16 protein-coding genes and 2 pseudogenes are annotated in these 17,263 nt (G+C 49.1%); 13 read left to right on the plus strand and 5 right to left on the minus strand.

Translation table 11 applies throughout. From position 1 onward, the window contains the following. Positions 1-31: 31 nt before the first annotated feature. The 12 genes from thrS to BG910_RS08245 all read left to right on the plus strand — a co-directional run bounded on the left by thrS (position 32) and on the right by BG910_RS08245 (position 9,689). Entirely contained in the window at positions 32-1,945 is a 1,914-nt protein-coding gene (gene thrS, locus BG910_RS08200; RefSeq protein WP_089036415.1) for a threonine--tRNA ligase, read from the plus strand. An 18-nt stretch (positions 1,946-1,963) separates the two neighbouring features. Continuing rightward, the gene (gene infC / locus BG910_RS08205; protein WP_089036416.1) at positions 1,964-2,485 is read left to right on the plus strand and encodes a translation initiation factor IF-3; all 522 of its coding nucleotides are present in this window, start codon (positions 1,964-1,966) and stop codon (positions 2,483-2,485) included. Between the two features lie 147 nt (positions 2,486-2,632). Then, positions 2,633-2,830, plus strand: a complete 198-nt coding sequence (rpmI, locus tag BG910_RS08210; RefSeq protein WP_089037199.1) for a 50S ribosomal protein L35 — start codon at positions 2,633-2,635, stop codon at positions 2,828-2,830. Between the two features lie 12 nt (positions 2,831-2,842). Then, positions 2,843-3,202 carry a 50S ribosomal protein L20 gene (gene rplT, locus BG910_RS08215; protein WP_089036417.1) on the plus strand — a complete coding sequence of 120 codons (360 nt, stop codon included), beginning with the start codon at positions 2,843-2,845 and terminating at the stop codon, positions 3,200-3,202. A 261-nt stretch (positions 3,203-3,463) separates the two neighbouring features. Next, entirely contained in the window at positions 3,464-4,453 is a 990-nt protein-coding gene (gene pheS, locus BG910_RS08220) for a phenylalanine--tRNA ligase subunit alpha (RefSeq protein WP_089036418.1), read from the plus strand. Between the two features lie 223 nt (positions 4,454-4,676). Beyond that, complete coding sequence (locus BG910_RS08225) at positions 4,677-5,288, plus strand: PDDEXK nuclease domain-containing protein (RefSeq protein ID WP_269766463.1); 612 nt, start codon at positions 4,677-4,679, stop codon at positions 5,286-5,288. Then, positions 5,249-5,572 carry a PDDEXK nuclease domain-containing protein gene (locus tag BG910_RS13010; RefSeq protein ID WP_199720975.1) on the plus strand — a complete coding sequence of 108 codons (324 nt, stop codon included), beginning with the start codon at positions 5,249-5,251 and terminating at the stop codon, positions 5,570-5,572. Before BG910_RS08225 ends, BG910_RS13010 begins: the two co-directional genes overlap by 40 nt. A gap of 19 nt (positions 5,573-5,591) precedes the next feature. Continuing rightward, entirely contained in the window at positions 5,592-6,248 is a 657-nt protein-coding gene (locus tag BG910_RS08230) for a hypothetical protein (RefSeq protein WP_198344773.1), read from the plus strand. Continuing rightward, entirely contained in the window at positions 6,248-6,586 is a 339-nt protein-coding gene (locus BG910_RS12575) for a hypothetical protein (protein ID WP_198344774.1), read from the plus strand. Before BG910_RS08230 ends, BG910_RS12575 begins: the two co-directional genes overlap by 1 nt. A 3-nt stretch (positions 6,587-6,589) precedes the next feature. Then, positions 6,590-8,953 carry a phenylalanine--tRNA ligase subunit beta gene (gene pheT / locus BG910_RS08235; protein WP_089036419.1) on the plus strand — a complete coding sequence of 788 codons (2,364 nt, stop codon included), beginning with the start codon at positions 6,590-6,592 and terminating at the stop codon, positions 8,951-8,953. 129 nt (positions 8,954-9,082) lie between these two features. Then, positions 9,083-9,385, plus strand: a complete 303-nt coding sequence (locus tag BG910_RS08240) for an integration host factor subunit alpha (protein WP_089036420.1) — start codon at positions 9,083-9,085, stop codon at positions 9,383-9,385. Then, the gene (locus BG910_RS08245) at positions 9,369-9,689 is read left to right on the plus strand and encodes a hypothetical protein (RefSeq protein ID WP_089036421.1); all 321 of its coding nucleotides are present in this window, start codon (positions 9,369-9,371) and stop codon (positions 9,687-9,689) included. Before BG910_RS08240 ends, BG910_RS08245 begins: the two co-directional genes overlap by 17 nt. 269 nt (positions 9,690-9,958) lie before the next feature. Here BG910_RS08245 and BG910_RS08250 read toward each other — a convergent pair whose 3' ends face one another. From BG910_RS08250 to BG910_RS13015, 5 genes and pseudogenes are all read right to left on the minus strand, one after another. Further along, positions 9,959-13,534, minus strand: coding sequence for a calcium-binding protein (locus BG910_RS08250; protein WP_232462182.1), 3,576 nt, complete (start codon positions 13,532-13,534; stop codon positions 9,959-9,961). Between the two features lie 550 nt (positions 13,535-14,084). Continuing rightward, positions 14,085-14,603, minus strand: coding sequence for a hypothetical protein (locus BG910_RS08255; protein WP_089036423.1), 519 nt, complete (start codon positions 14,601-14,603; stop codon positions 14,085-14,087). Positions 14,604-14,831: 228 nt separating this feature from the next. After that, positions 14,832-15,521, minus strand: a pseudogene (locus BG910_RS12840) (hypothetical protein); the annotation flags it as partial. Positions 15,522-15,542: 21 nt separating this feature from the next. Further along, positions 15,543-15,977 (minus strand): DUF6973 domain-containing protein, encoded by a 435-nt coding sequence (locus tag BG910_RS12350; protein WP_157694055.1) that lies wholly within the window; start codon positions 15,975-15,977, stop codon positions 15,543-15,545. 572 nt (positions 15,978-16,549) lie between these two features. Next, positions 16,550-16,672 (minus strand): hypothetical protein, encoded by a 123-nt coding sequence (locus BG910_RS13015; protein WP_269766453.1) that lies wholly within the window; start codon positions 16,670-16,672, stop codon positions 16,550-16,552. On the opposite strand from BG910_RS13015, the pseudogene BG910_RS08265 reads away from it, so the two are divergent. Next, positions 16,662-17,156 (plus strand): annotated as a pseudogene (locus tag BG910_RS08265) (hypothetical protein); the annotation flags it as partial. The gene BG910_RS13015 and the pseudogene BG910_RS08265 sit on opposite strands and share 11 nt — an antisense overlap. Positions 17,157-17,263: the final 107 nt, after the last annotated feature.

Raw genomic sequence — 17,263 nt, forward strand, 5'->3', positions numbered from 1 at the left:
GTCTGAAAATCTTCGGAGTCTAAATAATAAAATGCTGAACATCACTTTGCCCGACGGCTCTGTCCGCCAATACGAAGCCCCCGTTACCGTTGCCCAAATCGCAGCGTCCATCGGTTCGGGTTTGGCGAAAGCGACGGTGGCCGGTAAGGTCAACGGCAGATTGGTGGATGCGTCAGACCCGATTAACGAAGATGCGCATGTGCAGATTATTACGCCTAAAGACCAAGAGGGTGTGGAAATTATCCGCCATTCCTGCGCGCATTTGGTCGGTCATGCCGTCAAACAGCTTTATCCGGAAGCCAAAATGGTCATCGGCCCGGTGATCGAAGAGGGCTTCTATTACGACATCGCTACGGAAAAGCCGTTTACCCCTGAAGATGTCGCCGCCATCGAAACGCGTATGAAAGAATTGATTGCGCAGGATTACGATGTCGTCAAAATCATGACCCCGCGCGCGGAGGCGATTAAAATTTTCGCCGACCGCGGCGAGGAATATAAACTGCGTCTGATTGAAGATATGCCCGAAGTGGAAGCGATGGGGATGTATCATCATCAGGAATATGTCGATATGTGCCGTGGCCCGCATGTGCCGAATACCCGTTTCCTGAAAAACTTCAAACTGACCAAGCTGGCAGGCGCTTATTGGCGCGGCGACAGCAACAACGAAATGCTGCAACGTATCTACGGTACGGCTTGGGCAAGTAAAGAAGAGCTGAAGGCCTATATCCAGCGGATTGAGGAAGCGGAAAAACGCGACCACCGCAAATTGGGCAAGCAGCTTGATTTGTTCCATTTGCAGGAAGAGGCGCCGGGTATGGTGTTTTGGCACCCGAAAGGCTGGGCACTTTGGCAGGTGATTGAGCAGCATATGCGCAAAGAATTGGATGCTGCGGGCTATAAAGAGGTGAAAACACCTCAGATTATGGACAAAACTTTTTGGGAAAAATCCGGCCACTGGGAAAACTACAAAGACAATATGTTTGTCACCAGTTCGGAAAAGCGCGAATACGCGGTTAAGCCGATGAATTGCCCGGGACACGTCCAGATTTTCAAGCACGGCCTGCGCTCTTACCGCGATCTGCCGATGCGCTTGGCGGAGTTCGGTTCGTGCCACCGAAATGAACCTTCCGGCGCTTTGCACGGTCTGATGCGTGTGCGCGGATTTGTTCAGGATGATGCGCATATTTTCTGTACCGAAGATCAGATTGTCGCCGAATCCCGCGCGTTTAACGAACTTTTAATGCGCATTTACAGGCAGTTCGGCTTTCATGATGTGTCCGTCAAACTTTCGCTGCGCCCCGAAAAACGTGCGGGCAGCGACGGAATTTGGGATAAAGCCGAAAACGGCTTGCGCGAAGCCTTAACCGCTTGCGGTGTCGAATGGGAAGAATTGCCGGGTGAGGGCGCGTTTTACGGCCCCAAAATCGAATACCATGTCAAAGATGCCATCGGCCGCTCTTGGCAGTGCGGTACTTTGCAGTTGGATTTTGTTCTGCCCGAGCGTTTGGATGCCGAATATGTAACCGAAGACAACGGTCGTGCCCGTCCGGTTATGCTGCACCGCGCCATTCTCGGCTCGCTGGAGCGCTTTATCGGTATCTTGATTGAAAACCATACCGGTTCGTTCCCGTTGTGGCTGGCGCCGGTGCAGATGGTGGTAATGAATATTACCGAGCACCAAGCCGATTACTGCCGCGAAGTGGCGGCAAAACTTCAGACGGCAGGTTTCCGTGTCGAGTTGGATTTGCGTAACGAAAAAATCGGCTACAAAATCCGCGACAACAGCCAATACCGCTTCCCTTATCAAATCGTGATTGGCGATAAAGAGAAGCAGGAAGGCAAAGTGGCCGTGCGCCGCAAAGCAGAAGATTTAGGTTCGCTGGAGTTGGATGATTTTATCGCTCAGTTGAAGCAGGAAATCGCAGAATCTCTGGCCAATCATTAATTTAAAACAAGGAGTATCATCATCGCTCAAGAACGCGAAGCACGAATCAACGGCGAAATCACCGCCAAAGAAGTGCGATTAATCAGTGATTCAGGAGAACAGCTCGGTGTCGTGTCTGTTCGTGAGGCTCTGGCTATGGCCGAAGAGCAGGACGTTGATTTGGTGGAAATTTCCCCTACCGCCAAACCGCCCGTCTGCAAACTCATGGACTACGGCAAATACAAATACCAGCAGGCGAAAAAACGCGACGAAGCCAAGAAAAACCAAAAGCAGGTGCAGATTAAGGAAATCAAGTTCCGTCCGGGTACCGACGAAGGCGATTACCAAATCAAGATGCGCAACATCAACCGCTTTTTGGCTGACGGTGACAAGGTGAAAGTAACCTTGCGTTTCCGCGGTCGCGAGATGGCCCACCAGCAGCTTGGCGCACAACTTTTGGAACGTGTAAAAGAAGATTTGGCCGAAGTGGCTCAAATCGAATCGTTCCCGAAAATGGAAGGCCGTCAGATGGTGATGATGATTGCGCCTAAAAAGAAATAAAGCTATAATGCTCGGCTTGTTCCGTTGCCGTGCGGGGCAGGTTTTGATGAAAACGGTAAAAACCGTGGTGTTCGGGTTGCAAGTGTTTAAAGCCTCAGGTTTTAAACCCCCCTTATGCCTTATCTAAAAAACGAATGGAGTTTTCCCATGCCTAAGATGAAAACCAAATCCAGCGCGAAAAAACGCTTTAAAGTTTTGGGTAACGGTGGTGTAAAACGTGGTCATGCGTTCAAAAGCCATATCCTGACCAAAAAAACTACGAAAACAAAACGCCAATTGCGCGGTACCGCTATGGTCAATGATCGTGATTTGGCTTCTGTTGCTAAAATGTTACCCTATGCTTAAGGAGTTTGAATTATGCCACGCGTAAAACGCGGTGTAACCGCACGTGCCCGTCATAAAAAAGTATTAGCATTAGCCAAAGGTTATCGTGGTCGCCGTAAAAATGTCTACCGCGTTGCCAAACAGGCGGTAATGAAAGCAGGACAATATGCCTACCGCGACCGCCGTCAACGCAAACGCCAATTCCGCCAACTGTGGATTGTGCGTATCAATGCAGGTGCCCGTGAAAACGGTTTGTCTTACAGCAAATTCATGAATGGCCTGAAACGCGCTGCAATTGAAATCGACCGCAAAGTACTGGCTGATTTGGCTGTATTCGACAAAGCAGCATTTGCACAGCTGGTTGAAAAAGCCAAAGCCGCTTTGGCTGCTTAATCTGTTAAACGATAAAAAAAGGAAACCCGAAGGGTTTCCTTTTTTGTATTTTTAGAGGTGCTATGTATTTGATTTTTTTCTTTAAAAGCCCTATTTTTTTAATAATGTTTGCGCTAAAATACCAACCGATTTCATCTAAACGGATTGGTCGTAAGAGGTTGTTTTTGCAAATATCTGCAACCTGTCAGGGCCGTCTGAACATTCAGACGGCCTTATCCTTTCAATCCGTCAACAGCCAACCGCAAATATCAAAAGACCGCTATGGAAAATGTAAACCGTATCGTATCCGAAGGCATCGCCGCCATCGAAGCCGCCGCCGACCAAAATACCCTCGAACAAGTCAAAGCCCAATACCTCGGCAAAACCGGCGAACTCAACCTCCTGCTCAAACAGCTCGGCCAAATGTCGCCCGAAGAGCGCAAAACTGTCGGCGCCCACATCAACGAATGCAAAAACCAATTTCAGACAGCCTATAACGCCAAACGCGACGCCCTCAACGCTGCCAAACTCGAAGCACGGCTCGCCGCCGAAGCCCTCGACGTCACCCTGCCCGGACGCGCCCAAAGCACCGGCGGGCTGCATCCAGTTACCCTTACCCTGCAACGTGTGGTCGAACTCTTCCACAGCATCGGTTTCGACGTAGCTGACGGCCCCGAAATCGAAGACGACTTCCACAATTTCCAAGCCCTCAACATCCCGCAAAACCACCCCGCCCGCGCCATGCAGGATACCTTCTATGTCGAAAACGGCGACGTCTTACGCACCCACACCTCGCCCATCCAAATCCGCTACATGCTCGACAAAAAAGAGCCGCCCATCCGCATCATCGCCCCCGGCCGCGTCTATCGCGTCGACAGCGATGCCACCCACTCCCCCATGTTCCACCAAGCCGAAGGCCTGTGGGTGGAAGAAGGCGTCACCTTCGCCGATCTCAAAGCCGTATTTACCGACTTCATCCGCCGCTTTTTCGAACGTGACGACCTGCAAGTCCGCTTCCGCCCCTCGTTTTTCCCTTTCACTGAACCCTCCGCCGAAATCGACATCATGGGTAAAAACGGCAAATGGCTGGAAGTCGGCGGCTGCGGCATGGTACACCCCAACGTCTTGAAAAACGTCAACATCGACCCCGAAAAATACACCGGCTTCGCCTTCGGTATCGGCCTCGACCGCTTCGCCATGCTGCGCTACAACGTAGGCGACCTGCGCCTGTTTTTCGACAACGATTTGAACTTTTTGAAACAGTTTGACTGAATTTTCAGACGGCCTGAAAAGCAATATTCAGAAAGAGTGTTATAGTGTTCTCTCATCCAACACTTTTCCTCAAACATTAAACCCAACCGACTAATACACCATGCTGGCTGAGACCGAATTAATCAACAATATTGCCGTTATTATTGAGCAAGCGCGGCAACATGTTCGCCAAAGTGTGAACAGCGCAATGGTATAAAGTTATTGGGAGATTGGCCGCTTAATCATTGAGTACGAGCAACAAGGTAAAGAACGCGCAGCTTATGGAAAAGCACAGTTGCAGCGTATTTCAGAAAAGCTAACCAAGCGTGTCGGCAAAGGGTTTGATGTGACCAATTTACGCAATATGCGTGCTTTTTATTTGGCGTTTCCAATTCGAGAGACACTGTCTCTCGAATTGAGCTGGTCGCACTACAATCGTTTGGCAAAAATAGAAAATCTTGAAGCCCGCCAATGGTACGCACAGGAAACCATCAGCCAAAATTGGAGTGTTCGTGCGCTTGACCGTCAAATAAGCAAGCTTTATTACGAGCGTCTGCTCGCCGCTCAAAATAGGGCGCTGGTCGAGCAAGAGGCAACTGCGCAAACACAACCGTTGACCGACAGTATCCATCATTATTTGTGTGACCCATATATCCTTGATTTTCTGAGTTTACAAGATAAAACTTATCAAGAAAGCGATTTAGAGCAAGCCATTATCAGTAATTTGCAGGACTTTTTACTGGAAATGGGTAAGGGTTCGCTTTTGTTGAGCGGCAGTAGCGCATCCGCTTTGAAGATGAAGATTTTTACATTGATTTGGTCTTTTACAACTATAAGCTTAAATGCTTTGTTTTGATTGATTTGAAACTTGGTAAGTTCAAACACCAAGATGTCGGCCAAATGGATACTTATGTCCGTTTGTATAATGAGAAATATAAGGCTGCGGACGATAATCCCACCATTGGTTTGTTGCTATGCAGTGAAAAAAGTGAAGCGGTTGCCCGCTATTCCGTATTGGCAGACCAGAAACAGCTTTTTGCCGTGAAATATTCACCCTACTTGCTCAGTGAAGAAGAGTTGCAAGCTGCGTTGGCCGTGCAGCGACAAGAAGCTATGTGGCATTTATCAGGAAAAGAATAGGCTGCCTGAAAGTAGAAAAATGAAAAAACTAAGCTATCTAGAATTATCCGTACTGGCCGCACAAGCGCTAAACCGCCCAGCAAGTCCAATGGAAATCTGGGATTACATTATTGAAAAACAACTTTATACGCAGCTGAAATCGTATGATGCGCAGTTTGGACTTGCCTCACTTGGTAAAACACCATGGGCAACAGTTGGTGCAGGTATTTATGAAAACGCAAAAAAAAAAGCAACAGGACAATTCCAACAACTGGAGGGTAGTAAGAATCCTAAGCGATTTATTTTAAAGGGAATGGCTGAGAAACATATTTATAAACAGCCCAAAATCGAAAAAATAACGGGACATGAATTTCATGAACGTGATCTACCCCCTTTATTGGTAAAATGGCTGTGGATTAATCCGGTTTTTAATGCTTATGCACGGACTATCTTTCACGAGAGTAGCAAGAAAAATCAAAAAGGTGCAGACAAATGGCTGTACCCAGATGTGGTGGCGGTAAATTTTGAATATGCCAACTATACTGAAAATAATGTTTTAAATTTAATTAAAAAATTTGATAAGTTACCAATCAAAATTTTCTCTTTTGAATTAAAAATAGATCTAAATTTCTCAAATTATAAAGAATATTTTTTCAGGCAGTCAGTAATTCCAGTTGGGCAAACGAAGGTTATTTAGTGGCCCTGAATATTTCAGAAGAAGATGAATTTATTGAAGCTTTACAGAAGTTAAGTTTGAGTTTTGGTATCGGTATCATTAAGTTAGATGCCAAAAATATTTCACAAAGTAAGATACTTGCACCGGCTCGATTTAAAACACAAATGGATTATTCGGTGGTAAGTGAGCTGGTGGGTAAAAACAATATATTCTCTAAATTCTTAAAGACAACAGTTGAATTTGACCCTGAAAACGAAAGCCGTTATTCAAATGAATTTGACAAAATATTGGATGACGAATCCTTTGAACAGCATTTAAAAACCAAGAAAATTTTAAATTTTCTAATTAATCACGAGTAAATCATGCAATTCTCCTACACCTGGCTCAAAACCCAAGCCAATCCCAATCTTTCTCCCGAGCAACTTGCCCACCTGCTGACCATGGCCGGTTTGGAAGTTGAAGAAACCGAAACCGCTGCGCCCGCATTCAGCGGCGTGGTGGTGGCGGAAGTGAAATCGGTGGAGAAACACCCCGATGCCGACCGTCTGAACGTCACCCGTGTGGATGCGGGGACAGGCGAACTGATTCAGATTGTCTGCGGCGCGCCGAATGTCCAGACAGGCATGAAAGTGCCGTGTGCCTTGCCGGGTGCGGTGTTGCCGGGCAATTTCAAAATCAAGCCGACGAAGATGCGCGGGGCGGAGTCGAACGGAATGCTGTGCTCCACCGACGAGCTTGGTCTGCCCGACGACGGCGTAAACGGCCTGCATGCGCTGTCGGCGGATGCGCCCGTCGGCCAAAATCTGCGCGATTATCTGGATTTGGACGACACGCTGTTCACGCTGAAAATCACGCCGAACCGTGCGGACTGCCTGAGCATCAAAGGCTTGGCACGCGAAGTGGCAGCGCTGACGGGCTGCACGTTCAGGCAGCCTGAAATTCAGACGGCCTCCGTGCAGAGCGCAAAAACCCAGCCCGTGCGCATCGATGCGCCGGAAGACTGCGGCCGCTTTATCAGCCGCGTGATTGAGAACGTAAACGCGGCCGCGCCCACACCCGCGTGGATGCGGCAGCGGCTGGAGCGCAGCGGCGTGCGCAGCATTTCGGCGTTGGTGGACATCGGCAATTATGTGATGCTGGAACTCGGCCAGCCGATGCATGTTTTCGATGCCGACAAGCTTTCGGGCAGCCTGATTGTGCGCCGCGCGAAAGAGGGCGAAACGCTGGCCTGCCTGAACGAGAAAACGGTATGCCTGTCTGAAAACACTTTGGTAATTGCCGACGAAAAAGGCGCGCTGAGCATGGCCGGTTTGATGGGCGGCGAGGCGAGCGCGGTTTCAGACGGCACGCGGAACATTGTGCTGGAAGCCGCGTGGTTCGCCCCCGAAATCATCGCGGGCAAGTCGCGCCAATACGGCTTCGGCTCCGATTCGTCGTTCCGCTTCGAGCGCGGCGTGGACTACACTTTGCAAGCCGACGCCGTCGACCGCGCCACCGAATTGGTGCTGCAAATCTGCGGTGGCACGGCAGGCGAAACGGTGGAAGCCGTAGGCAGACTGCCGTCTGAAAAACGCGTGTCCGTGCGCTTGGCGCGCGTGGAAAAACTGCTCGGCGTCGCCATTCCCGCCGCGCAAATCGAAACAATTTTGCAACGCCTTGGGTTGAACCCCGTTGCCGTTTCAGACGGCTTTGAAGTGACCGCACCGGGCTTCCGTTTCGACATCGAAATCGAGGCCGATCTCATCGAAGAAATCGGCCGCGTGTACGGCTACGAAAACATTCCCGACGACGCCACCTCAGGCCGTCTGAAAATGATCAGGCTGCCTGAAACCCGACGCAGCCGCTTCGCCCTCTATAACGAAATGGCCGCGCGCGGCTACCGCGAGGTCGTCAGCTACGCGTTTGCCAACGAGCAGTGGGAAACCGATTTCGCCGCCAGCGCCGACCCCATCCGCCTGCAAAACCCGCTGGCCGCACAATACGCCGTGATGCGTTCCACCCTCATCGGCGGGTTGGTCGAAATCCTGCAAAACAACCTGAACCGCAAGCAAAACCGCGTGCGCATCTTCGAAATCGCCCGCGTGTTCCGCAAACATTCAGACGGCAGTTTCGAGCAGACCGAACGCCTCGGCGGCCTCGTATACGGCAGCGCCGCGCCCGAACAATGGGGTGAAAAAGCCCGTGCTGCCGATTTTTACGACGTTAAAGCCGACGTCGAACAGCTTTTGTCCGGTAAAAATGCCGCCTTCGCCAAAGCCGCCCACCCCGCGCTGCACCCCGGCCGCACCGCCGAAATCCTGCTCGACGGCCGAACCGTCGGCTTCATCGGCGAGCTGCACCCGCAATGGCTGCAAAAATACGACTTGCCGCAAGCCCCGCTGGTGTTCGAAATCGACACCGCCGCCGTACTCGCACGCGACAAAACCGTGTACCGCCCCGTTTCCAAATTCCAACCCGCCCGCCGCGATCTGGCCTTCGTCATGCCCGAAGCCATGACCCACGACCAGCTTCTCACCGCCTTACGCAGCGTAAAAAGCCCGCTGATTCAAGAGATTGAAGTATTCGACGTGTACCGCGGCGCCGGCCTGCCCGAAGGCGCAAAAAGCATGGCGGTGAAAGTGCTGCTCCAAGACATGAATGCAACACTGACCGATGAAGCGGTGGAGCCGGTGATGGCGAAAATGGTGGAAGCCGCCGCCGCAACCGGCGCGCAACTGCGCGGTTAAGCCCCTTTTTATACCGCCAAACAGCGAAATCGGGCAGGGCGGAAAATCTGCCCGATTTTCCACTTTGGTACTTGAATTTTAAGCGAAAATTAGTAATAATCCTCACCTCTTGAAACAGAAGGGAATAACATGACTCTGACTAAAGCCGAATTGGCCGACATTTTGGTGGATAAAGTAAGCAACGTGACCAAAAACGATGCCAAAGAAATCGTCGAACTCTTTTTCGAAGAAATCCGCACCACATTAGCGCGCGGCGAAGAAATCAAAATCTCAGGCTTCGGCAATTTCCAGTTGCGCGACAAACCGCAGCGCCCCGGCCGCAACCCGAAAACCGGCGAAGAAGTACCGATTACCGCCCGCCGCGTGGTTACATTTCATGCCAGCCAAAAACTCAAAGGTATGGTGGAGCACTACTATGACAAACAGCGCTAACCCCCTTATTCCCGCCAAGCGCTATTTCACGCTCGACGAATTGTGCGAACTGGTACAAATCAGCCCGATGCAGTTTGCCCAATGGCAGCGCGAAAACGGCGTAGTCGTCGGCTACGGCGGCGACCGCTATACCCGCGCCGATGCAGTTAAGCTATTGAAACTGAAAGACACTTTCGCACCCTATATCGACGGTCTCAGCCAAGGCAGATTGGATGCCGAAGGTAATCCTGCCGCCGATGCGGAAGAAGTCCGCAGCAGCTTGAAAAAAATTCTGGCAGGCGTCGAGCAGGCATTGGCCGGATAAATTTTTATAGCCGGATGGCTGAAAACGGATGCTAAACAGTCGGGTATCAATGATATGGTAGGAAAAATATTTTAGATTTGTTTTATTTATAGCGATCGAAGATGAACCAATTAGTGTACCCACTAATTGGTTTTTATATTAAATGATTCAGAAACAATGCCGTACTAAGAGTTTGTCTTACGGAAGCACTTATCTTTTTTGATCAATAAACTTGCACCTCAGGCCGTCTGAAACCAAACCACTTTTCAGACGGCCTTTCTTTATCAGTTTTAAATCACGCTGACATTGGCAGAAGAATCCACTTTTACCGTTGCATCTTCAAAGGCGAACTGCTTGTATTGGTAAGATGAACCGTAGAAGAAGTTTTGCACGTTTACCTGATCCTCGCTATCGAAAGCCTTAACCAGCAAATCACTGCCATTGCGGGTAAAGGTAGTATTTTCGAGCAAAGCGTTTTCAAACTGCAAAACATCGATATGATCGATACTGCTGCCATAGTCGGAAACCACATCTTTACCGTGGCCTTTGGCAAAGACGTAAGTATCGGCACCGTAGCTTCCACCTTCCAAACGGTCGTTACCTGCACCGCCGACAAGGATGTCGCTGCCGTTTTCGCCGTAGAGCGTATCATCGCCGTCACCGCCATTCAACGCATCGTTACCGTCGCCACCGTAAAGGGTGTCGCTGCCGTCGCCGCCGTCGAGCGCATCATCTCCTGCGCGGGCGGAAAGATAGTCGTTGCCCGCCCCTCCATTGATGGCATCTTTGCCTTCCCAGCCGTAGAGGTGGTTATTGGATCCGTTGCCGTTGGTTTCAAACACAATATTGCGGACATCTTCTGTAGAAGTCGTTTTATCGGTGAAAGCAAAATTCATATAACGGTAGTTGTCGCCATAGAAATAATTTTGGACAGTAACTTGGCTGCCGTCATTAAATGCAGCAATAACCAAATCGTTGCCGCTGCGGGTAAAGACCGCATCGGCAAAGTTGGCGCCGTCGAAACGTAAGGTATCGGTATGCTCGGCTTTGCTGCCGTAGTCGGAAACGACATCCTGACCGTGACCTTTGGCGAAGACGTAGGTGTCGGCTTCGTAAGAGCCTGCGTAGAGTTTGTCGTTGCCGCTGCCGCTGATAAGGATGTCGGAACCCGCTTCGCCGTTAAGGGCATTGTCGCCGGAAGAGGCGACCAGCGTATCGCTGCCGTTGCCGCCGTAAAGGTTGTCGTTGCCTTCGCCGCTTTCCAAACGGTCGTCGCCGTCACCGCCGTAGAGGTAATCGTTGCCCGCACCGCCACGCAAAACGTCGTTGCCGTTGTAGCCGGAGAGGTTGTCGTTGCCCAAACCGCCGTCCAATACGTCGATGGTGTCCCAGCCATAGAGGGTATCGTTGCCGTCTGAACCGTTGCCTTCGACGGTAACGGCAGCCATATCTTCAGCCGTTACGGTTTTGTCGGCAAAGGCAAACTGGTAGTAGCGGGAGGACCAACTGTTGAAATAGCCGTCGACTGTTACCGCATCATCGCCGCCGAAGGCTTTGATAACGAGGTTGTTGCCGTCGCGAGTAAAGACCGCATCGGCAAAGTTGGCGCCGTCGAAACGCAGGGTATCGGTATGCTCGGCTTTGCTGCCGTAGTCGGAAACGACATCCTGACCGTGACCTTTGGCGAAGACGTAGGTGTCGGCTTCGTAAGAGCCTGCGTAGAGTTTGTCGTTGCCGCTGCCGCTGATAAGGATGTCGGAACCCGCTTCGCCGTTAAGGGCATTGTCGCCGGAAGAGGCGACCAGCGTATCGCTGCCGTTGCCGCCGTAAAGGTTGTCGTTGCCTTCGCCGCTTTCCAAACGGTCGTCGCCGTCACCGCCGTAGAGGTAATCGTTGCCCGCACCGCCACGCAAAACGTCGTTGCCGTTGTAGCCGGAGAGGTTGTCGTTGCCCAAACCGCCGTCCAATACGTCGATGGTGTCCCAGCCATAGAGGGTATCGTTGCCGTCTGAACCGTTGCCTTCGACGGTAACGGCAGCCATATCTTCAGCCGTTACGGTTTTGTCGGCAAAGGCAAACTGGTAGTAGCGGGAGGACCAACTGTTGAAATAGCCGTCGACTGTTACCGCATCATCGCCGCCGAAGGCTTTGATAACGAGGTTGTTGCCGTCGCGAGTAAAGACCGCATCGGCAAAGTTGGCGCCGTCGAAACGCAGGGTATCGGTATGCTCGGCTTTGTTGCCGTAGTCGGAAACGACATCCTGACCGTGACCTTTGGCGAAGACGTAGGTGTCGGCTTCGTAAGAGCCTGCGTAGAGTTTGTCGTTGCCGCTGCCGCTGATGAGGATGTCGGATCCTGCGCCGCCGTGCAGTTCGTCGTCGCCTGATTCGCCGGCAAGAATATCGTTGCCGTTGCTGCCGTGCAGACGGTCGTTACCGTTTCCGCCGTTTAAAATATCGTTGCCGTCGTATCCGTCTAAATAGTCGTTACCGTTTCCGCCAAGCAGATAGTTGGACGATTGGTTTCCGTAGAGTGATTCGTCTTTTTCCGTACCGATTTGATGTCCGAGCTTGGTAAAAGCTTCACTGCCCAATGCGTCGATGTAATCGGAAAGCGTACCGTCTTGTACAGCGGTTTCCACATAGTGAGCAAACAGTTCGCCTAATTCGGCAGAGGAATCGGCACTCATTTTCCCATACGCCAAAAACTCCCCCAAATCCACAAACGCTTTTTCAGGATTTTTTGCATACACTTCGCTGAATTTCGCCAATACGCCGCTGTAATCCAACGCGAATTCGTTGCCTTCGAGCTTGAGGCCGATTTCGTTCAAATACGGCTGCAGACGGGTTTGGAACAGCAGGCTTTCATAGACGTTGCCGGCCAGCTTGTCGTAGGTGGCGCGGGCGGTGTCGAGGAAACTCAGGATTTGGTTGGCGTTTTGGACGTAGATAACCGCCGAGCGTTCGCCCGAGAATGCGTCCAAAACGGCGATTTTCTGCAAAGATTCCTGAATTTTCAGCTTGTATTCTTCGGAGATTTCAACCGGCAGCAGCAGATTGCTCGCTTGTGACGGCGTCAGCGCCGTTCCTTCGTTTGCCGTCTTAATCATCGGCGGCAAAAACTGCACGCCCGTGCCGTAGGCGGGGTCGGTTTCCGCCCATTTGTTAATCAGGCTGTTCAACAATTCCTGCTGCTCCGCTTTGGTTTCCGCCGCGCTGTAGGCTTTCAATGCCTCGGCTAATTCAGGCGAGAGGGCTGCGGCTTCACGCAAATCACGCAGTCTGCCGATGCCTTGGAGATTGGCGGCGCGCGCCTGTTCTTTGGTCAGGGTAACGGAATCGGCATAGCGGCTGTGGAGATGGTCTGCGGCAAGGAGCAAATCGCCCATTTGCGCGGTAGTGCCGTCGGCTTTGGTATAGCTGCCATCTTGGGCGAGGGTGTTGCCGTTGCCCAATGCTTTATTTGTGTCGGTATGGGCGACGTTGAGGGATTTCACGCCGGCATCGGCCAATGAAAACAGCTCACCCGCATCGCTGATGCCGTCCGAATCCAAATCACGCCAAATTTTCAATTCCTTAAAGCGCTCATCGTTTGCATCGACAATGCCGTCTGAATTGGTATCGAATTCGGCCAGCGCAGCAAAGCCGTTGGCAGCGGTGTTACCGTCTTTCAAAACATAGTTGTCGCCGAACAGTTCGCCGCCGTTGTTGACCTTGCCGTCGCCGTTCAAATCGACGACGAGCAGGCCGTCGTCGGCGGAAACCCAGCCTGTTGACGTGCGGATGCCGTCTTTGCTGTGGTCGAACAGCGCACCTGCGTAGCCTGAAGTGCCGACGGTTTCGATTCCGTCGCCGTCCAAATCCAAAGTGAGCGGGTCGTAAACGTGGTATTTGCCGTCGCGGTTGACTACAAGCCAGCCATCTTTCTTATTTTTTTGTAATTCATTTAGAAAAGTGTCTAACTGTCCAGATGGAAATCCTAATCCTCCATCAAAATCAGAGTCGGCCAGCCCTGCATCTCCTAATGCCTTACCTGCAAAATCAATACAGCTATTAGTTAATAAATTGTAACTGTCATCAAAGCCATCAATTTCACCATTTACTGCTCTATCAGGGAAAGAATTTAAACGATCATATTGTTCCTTTGTAATAGGTACAATGATTGAACTTATAGGATTTTCAGAATTTTCTTGATAGTTAGTATTATCATTGCGAACTATATTATCAGCACCGCTTTGGGACATGCTATTTCCTGTAGACCAGCCATAGCTATTGACTTCCCCTTCAGAACTTCTTGTTTCAATCCATACATGACCAAATCTTGAAGTTCCTCCGCTTGCTAATGGAGTACCTGCTTTGGAAAATTTTACTGTTACTGTGTATTGAGTAGCACCGTTCATAGTTATCTCCTTGATTTTATTTGATTGATGTATCTACAAAAATGTCGATTGATGTTTGTATCTTCTTATATTTATCTATTGGCTTACTCCTGTCGGTTATTTCAAATCGATATTGACCTGCGGGTAGTGTGATAAATCCAAACGAACGGGTAAAAGCAGAATTTTTTGGATTTTCAGTAATACTATCATTGTCATACGAGATATTATTTTGAGTGATGATTTTTGTGATAAATAACGAATAGTCATTTCCTGATTTTTTGTACCCTTTTATTTCCAGTTCGAATGGATAGTTCAATTCTTTATACACCTTATAAGATGGATGCTTTGAACCATCTATAAACTCCGTCCTTAAGGAAATCAAATACGGTTTTTCTATATAGGTTTTTTCAATTTCAATTAAAATTTTCTTATTTTCTCCTAATGGGAAGACTTTATAATTTGGTTCAGGACTGGTCGCTGCATATAAAAAAGTTTTGGCAATACCACAACCTGAAAGAATAATTGTAAGAGCTATAGAAATTAATTTTTTTATCATAATTCTCTCCTGTGATTTAGAAACTCTATTCATAAAATATGAAGTAAGCTATATCTTATAGACTTACCTATACATCTTAAAGCACAATAATTAAACCAGATTGAATTTTCCCCGAATGGCAAATTCACTACTTTTGACTGCAGCTTGTAAAGAAAAATGTTATTTGAGAATTTTCAGACAATCTCAAGTAACTTGGAAATAACGATAGTCGTTGCATCCCACAACATTGGAATAAGCGGTCAGTGCGGAGGCGAGTTCGGGCGACAGTACGGCGGCTTCACGCAAATCACGCAGTCTGCCGATGCCTTGGAGATTGGCGGCGCGCGCCTGTTCTTTGGTCAGGGTAACGGAATCGGCATAGCGGCTGTGGAGATGGTCTGCGGCAAGGAGCAAATCGCCCATTTGCGCGGTAGTGCCGTCGGCTTTGGTATAGCTGCCGTCTTGGGCGAGGGTGTTGCCGTTGCCCAATGCTTTATTTGTGTCGGTATGGGCGACGTTGAGGGATTTCACGCCGGCATCGGCCAATGAAAACAGCTCACCCGCATCGCTGATGCCGTCCGAATCCAAATCACGCCAAATTTTCAATTCCTTAAAGCGCTCATCGTTTGCATCGATAATGCCGTCTGAATTGGTATCGAATTCGGCCAGCGCAGCAAAGCCGTTGGCAGCGGTGTTACCGTCTTTCAAAACATAGTTGTCGCCGAACAGTTCGCCGCCGTTGTTGACCTTGCCGTCGCCGTTCAAATCGACGACGAGCAGGCCGTCGTCGGCGGAAACCCAGCCTGTTGACGTGCGGATGCCGTCTTTATCGTGGTCAAATAAAGCGCCTGCGTAACCTGAAGTGCCGACGGTTTCGATGCCGTCGCCGTCAAGGTCGAGAACCAACGGGTCGTAGACGTGGTATTTGCCGTCGCGGTTGGGGACTTCTTGCCATTTTTTTCAATCTTCTGGTGTACACCATTTTCTTTCTTCCGGCTCTGTCCATTTTCGGGGATCATCAAGATCATTAATTTTTCTTCCTTCTTTTACTTTATCGTATATCCATTTTTCTAATGAGTCAGACGTCTGGCCCGATTCCGTAGCTTTTTCCCAGTTGTGATATTCTTCTCTTCCTACGTTATTATTCCATTTATCCATATTTGTTTCATTGGCAGGATTAGGGCTATCTCTTTCATGATTGTCAAGAATTGTTTTTGCAAGATCATCTCCAAAATATTTAGTTAGTTTTGCACTTAATAGCGCGTGCCTATAAGCATCATAACTATCATTATGGGCATTAGAAAAATCTTTATTATCAAATCCTCCAAAATCATTTGCTCGATTAAAAGCGCTTCTTGTGAATGAGGAACCATTATAATAAGGATAGTAAGCCATTATTTAACTCCAATTGAAAAACTGTGATTTTGATTGTTTATAAGAATATATTGATGTTTTAACTTTGCTAAATTTATACATCTATTAATTATGTTATGCTCATAGTATAGGTCTTTGAGTTTGAACTGTTTAAAATGTTTGCTACTAGAATCATATAACCATAGCATGGTTCCATTGGTTAACTGAGTGTAATTATTTGATTTTAATCCTGTTTCTTTATATACTAAATTTTGAAATGTTTCCTTTTGTTCATAAGGACTTTGAATGCATAAATATGTTGGATTTTTTGATAAATCAAAAATATTTATGTCATGGTTAGTGTCTAAATTGGTATAGTTATTACAAGAAGATAACATCGTTGTAATAATGAATAAGTAAACTGATTTCATAATTTCCTTAGTAAGTTTTGATTAGATGATGCCCAACAAAATCAAAGTATAGATTTTACCTAAAAAAGAATCCCGTATTGAAAATATACGACAAACGGTTTAAAGTTTACCCAAATGGCAAATTAATTACACCAAGCGACAATTGCCTGAATAAAAATGCCATCTGAAAAATTTCAGACGGCCTCAGGCAGCTTGGACATAACGGTAGTTGTTACTTCTTAGGGCTTTGGTCTGCGCATTGGAATAGGCAGTCAGCGCGGAGGCAAGTTCGGGTGACAATGCGGCGGCCTCGCGTAAATCGCGCAAATTGTTTTCATTGGCCGATGCCGGCGTGAAATCCCTCAACGTCGCCCATACCGACACAAATAAAGCATTGGGCAACGGCAACACCCTCGCCCAAGACGGCAGCTATACCAAAGCCGACGGCACTACCGCGCAAATGGGCGATTTGCTCCTTGCCGCAGACCATCTCCACAGCCGCTATGCCGATTCCGTTACCCTGACCAAAGAACAGGCGCGCGCCGCCAATCTCCAAGGCATCGGCAGACTGCGTGATTTGCGTGAAGCCGCAGCCCTCTCGCCTGAATTAGCCGAGGCATTGAAAGCCTACAGCGCGGCGGAAACCAAAGCGGAGCAGCAGGAATTGTTGAACAGCCTGATTAACAAATGGGCGGAAACCGACCCCGCCTACGGCACGGGCGTGCAGTTTTTGCCGCCGATGATCCGAACCGTAAGCGAAGGTATGGGATTGACGTCGATGCGGGAGAAAGACCATGGCCAAGCTGCTTGAGGCCGTCTGAAAAAAGTTCAGACGGCATTCTTAATTTGAACGGATGTAGCGCAAAGTAATCAGAATACCCACTTAGACATATTTAGATCCGCTTGTCTTATTCTTAA

It is taken from the genome of Neisseria chenwenguii (genome assembly GCF_002216145.1).
GTDB lineage: Bacteria > Pseudomonadota > Gammaproteobacteria > Burkholderiales > Neisseriaceae > Neisseria > Neisseria chenwenguii.

Excerpts from the sequence above, each read along its gene's own strand:
- thrS (WP_089036415.1), top strand. The coding sequence starts at position 32 with ATGCTGAACATCACTTTGCCCGACGGCTCTGTCCGCCAATACGAAGCC.
- rpmI (WP_089037199.1), top strand. The coding sequence starts at position 2,633 with ATGCCTAAGATGAAAACCAAATCCAGCGCGAAAAAACGCTTTAAAGTT.
- rplT (WP_089036417.1), top strand. The coding sequence starts at position 2,843 with ATGCCACGCGTAAAACGCGGTGTAACCGCACGTGCCCGTCATAAAAAA.
- pheS (WP_089036418.1), top strand. The coding sequence starts at position 3,464 with ATGGAAAATGTAAACCGTATCGTATCCGAAGGCATCGCCGCCATCGAA.
- BG910_RS08230 (WP_198344773.1), top strand. The coding sequence starts at position 5,592 with ATGAAAAAACTAAGCTATCTAGAATTATCCGTACTGGCCGCACAAGCG.
- pheT (WP_089036419.1), top strand. The coding sequence starts at position 6,590 with ATGCAATTCTCCTACACCTGGCTCAAAACCCAAGCCAATCCCAATCTT.
- BG910_RS08240 (WP_089036420.1), top strand. The coding sequence starts at position 9,083 with ATGACTCTGACTAAAGCCGAATTGGCCGACATTTTGGTGGATAAAGTA.
- BG910_RS08245 (WP_089036421.1), top strand. The coding sequence starts at position 9,369 with ATGACAAACAGCGCTAACCCCCTTATTCCCGCCAAGCGCTATTTCACG.
- BG910_RS08255 (WP_089036423.1), bottom strand. The coding sequence starts at position 14,603 with ATGATAAAAAAATTAATTTCTATAGCTCTTACAATTATTCTTTCAGGT.
- BG910_RS12350 (WP_157694055.1), bottom strand. The coding sequence starts at position 15,977 with ATGGCTTACTATCCTTATTATAATGGTTCCTCATTCACAAGAAGCGCT.